The following is a 2,560-nucleotide window of genomic DNA, read 5'->3' on the forward strand; positions in this document are numbered from 1 at the left end:
GGCCACGTCCCGCATCACGCCGGTCAAGCCGCCTGTCCCCAGCCCGCTGGACATCCAGCGCGCGGCGGTCGCCCGGTCCCGCTCGACCGTGGCCCGGACCGTGATCCCCTCACCAGCCCTCGTGTACCGGACGACGACCGCACCCCCCACCGCCGCGCCGGCCCGGCACCGCTGAACCGGCAGGCTCCGTATGGACACCCCACCCCCGCCGTCCGGTGGTCCGCCGGTCCCGTTGCAGCCGGTGGCCTGGGCGACCGATCCCGAGCTGACCGAACGCCTGCGCCGCGCGACCCAGACCCTCCTGGACTCCCTGCCCACGGTCATGGAGGACGGCCTGGACTTCTCCGACGCGCTCCACGGCGGTGCCCAGCACGTCTGCGACGTAGCCGAACTCGACTACGCGTGGGCCCCGATGATCGAGGCAGAAGCCGTCCGGGCCGTGACCCGGGAGGCCGGCCACGGCGAGCTGGCCCTGTTCACCCCGGAGTTGTCCCGGGCCGTCGAGCGCATCGAGTCCCTGCCCCTGGCCTACCAGCGGCGGCTCGTCCAACGGGTCGCCGACCAGTACGCCGACACGGGCCCACGCCCCCTGCGGAGCGTGGTGGCGACCGCCGTCTCCCCGGCCCTCGACAGCACGCGCGCCCGCCATCCAGCCGGGCCCAACGTCCTCCCCTTCACCCCGCGCCCCCAGGAGCCACCGCCCCGCTCACCCGGCCGCTGACCACAGGCCGACCAGCGTCCCCGATGGCCCCGTCCAGAGCCGGGGACGCCGGGGCGGCGGGTTCTGCACCGGTCGGTGCAGCACCGGGGTCCAGCTCCGGTGCCTACTCCTCCGTCGTGAGCGGGCTGACGAACTCCAGCGTCCAGGTCTCCTGGAACTCAGGCTTGGGGGCGACGAGTTCGATCTGGGCCCCGCGGTGCCCGGCGCGCAGGGCGAGCCCGGAGTCGGAGAGGATCTTGACGCCGCCGATGACCGGCTCGAAGGTGAACTTCGCCCACTCCGCCCGGGGCACGCTGTTGACGAAGAGCTTGTCCTCGGCGCTCACGAGGCCCGCCGCCTCGTGGTGGGCCAGGTGGATCACGTACGGGGCGCCCGGCTCGGAATGGGCGGGCTCTATGGTCCACTCCTGTTCGATCGGGAGCGGGTTCATCCGGTCGGTGATGACGGGCGCTCCGTGCTTGACCGCGTACTCGGTGGCCGTCAGCAGGGACGACGGGCCGATGATGTGCGCGTGGAACTTGTAGACACCGGGCTTGATGGGAACAGCGGGCACGGGCGGACTCTCTTTTCGTTCTCGGAACTGCTGGTGATCGGAAAGCGCCGGATGGCTACCCTCCGCGTCGCTCCGTAAAGCGGCGGAATCCAGCCGAAGATCACGAAAGAATCAGCCGGGCCGCACCGGGCCTACCGGGACCCCTCCGGGAGGCCGTGGGGGCACCCTGGGACGAGAACCGGCACCGCTCCACGACGCCCGTCTCTTCACGTCCCGGGCGCGTCCGGGCGGATGAGGGCGGCGAGTTCCTCGACGGTCATCTCGATCCGGCGGCCGTCGGCCATCCTTGCCCGCGCCTCCGATGCCACCTGGGCGTCGTCGGCCAGTTCCGCGTACTCCCGGGCCTCGTCTCTGTTCACGCTTCCGCCTCCCCGTCGTACTGCGTCTGTTCGATGGTGCCGCTCGTGGACAGCGTCCGCAGGCGGCCCCTTCCTTCCCGCCGCCGGCCTGCCGTGGGCGGGATTCGCCCACGGCAGACATCCACCCGCCCGAACGGACTGGAACACATCTCCGGACCCATGTTCAAGTACGGGTGCCGGGAAAAACCGCAGGTCAACGAAGGGATACCCGTACCCGTGACGCACTCCGCCCTCGCTCTCCCCCGCCCCGCCAAGCTCAGCCCGCTCCACATCCCGCAGGCCCGGGAGTGGCCGATGGGCTGCGGGTGCGCGGGCCCCGTCCTCGCCCTTCTCCACTCCCAGGGCTGGACCCTGATCACCGACCCGGACGCCAACGTCCACTGCACCAGCCCGGACGGCGGCCTGTACGTCGGGTTCCTCCCCGAGGCCCCCGCCGCCCGCCACGGCGATCTCTGGCACATCCGCGCTCTCGACGTGAACGGCGAACCGTTCTGGGAGCAGACCTTCTCCGCCGGGATCCCTCCGCAGGCCGTCGCCGGGTTCCTCGCCGGGCTCATCGCCACTCCCACCGCCCTCTGCGCTCACTGCGCCTCAACCCGCCGAAGGAGCCCCTAGTGCGTCATTCGATCGCTGTGACCGCGTACCACCCGGACAAGACCGTCTGCCCGCCTGACCACACGTACACGACCGGTAACAGACCTCTCACCGCTGGCTGCACCGGTCGCAGCCAGTTCGTCGCGTCTTGCGACTGTGCCTGGACCGGGACGCCCTCGGCGACCAAGGGCTACGCCGCCGAGATGGGCCGCCGCCACCGCACCGCCGCCCGCTGACCCCGCGCACCCCGCCCGTCTTCCGCACCAGGAGGTACTGCCCTGTCCCAGCCGCTGACCGTCGCCCAGCTCGTCCACCAGCTCCAGACCCTCGACC

General features: G+C 71.8%; 5 protein-coding genes. 3 read left to right on the forward strand and 2 right to left on the reverse strand.

What is annotated here, in order from left to right; genetic code table 11:
- The first annotated feature begins 190 nt into the window (after nt 1-190).
- A complete protein-coding gene (locus tag FF041_RS36030) occupies nt 191-721 on the forward strand; it encodes a hypothetical protein (protein ID WP_153526771.1) in 531 nt (176 codons plus the stop codon).
- 103 nt (nt 722-824) lie between these two features.
- Here FF041_RS36030 and FF041_RS36035 read toward each other — a convergent pair whose 3' ends face one another.
- Complete coding sequence (locus tag FF041_RS36035; RefSeq protein WP_228388887.1) at nt 825-1,274, reverse strand: hypothetical protein; 450 nt, start codon at nt 1,272-1,274, stop codon at nt 825-827.
- A 206-nt stretch (nt 1,275-1,480) separates the two neighbouring features.
- Complete coding sequence (locus tag FF041_RS38550) at nt 1,481-1,633, reverse strand: hypothetical protein (protein WP_228388888.1); 153 nt, start codon at nt 1,631-1,633, stop codon at nt 1,481-1,483.
- A gap of 216 nt (nt 1,634-1,849) precedes the next feature.
- Here FF041_RS38550 and FF041_RS36040 point away from each other — a divergent pair, with 216 nt between their 5' ends.
- Both FF041_RS36040 and FF041_RS36045 read left to right on the forward strand, forming a co-directional pair.
- Nucleotides 1,850-2,248, forward strand: coding sequence for a DUF317 domain-containing protein (locus FF041_RS36040; RefSeq protein ID WP_323393672.1), 399 nt, complete (start codon nt 1,850-1,852; stop codon nt 2,246-2,248).
- Entirely contained in the window at nt 2,248-2,463 is a 216-nt protein-coding gene (locus FF041_RS36045) for a hypothetical protein (protein WP_323393673.1), read from the forward strand. The genes FF041_RS36040 and FF041_RS36045 overlap by 1 nt, the downstream gene beginning before the upstream one ends.
- Nucleotides 2,464-2,560: the final 97 nt, after the last annotated feature.

This window comes from Streptomyces jumonjinensis, assembly GCF_009600885.1.
GTDB classification, from domain to species: Bacteria; Actinomycetota; Actinomycetes; order Streptomycetales; family Streptomycetaceae; genus Streptomyces; species Streptomyces jumonjinensis.